We start from the raw sequence: 318 nt of genomic DNA, 5'->3' as shown, positions 1-318 counted from the left end.
TGAGCCGTTCGGTGCGCTACTCGGCCGAGCACCTGACGCCATGGCGCGAGGAGTACCGCGTGTGCCTGCCCCGGGCGGGCTTGCGCTGGGTGCGTGGCGAGGCAACGCCGGAAGTGGGCGAGCAGGGCTGCACCTTGTGGCATGGCTACCTGACCGATATTTCCGATCTCAAGGGTGTGGAACACGAATTGCGCAGGCTGTCGGTGACCGATTCACTGACCGGCATCCATAACCGCCGTTACTTCCAGGAACGGCTGAAAAACGAGTTGGAGCGTGCCCAGCGAGATGGCCAGGCGCTGGCGGTGATCATGCTCGACA

At 63.8% G+C, this 318-nt stretch carries 1 protein-coding gene; it reads left to right on the top strand.

Annotated features, from left to right (window positions below; genetic code table 11):
- Positions 1 to 318, top strand: a 318-nt coding sequence (locus GYA94_RS26785; RefSeq protein ID WP_161893466.1) for a GGDEF domain-containing protein, incomplete at both ends; no start/stop codon positions are given.

The sequence above is a fragment of the Pseudomonas juntendi genome, assembly GCF_009932375.1.
GTDB lineage: Bacteria > Pseudomonadota > Gammaproteobacteria > Pseudomonadales > Pseudomonadaceae > Aquipseudomonas > Aquipseudomonas juntendi.
Note: the sequence above shows the minus strand (reverse complement) of the source record. Positions and strands in the feature narration are given on the sequence as shown.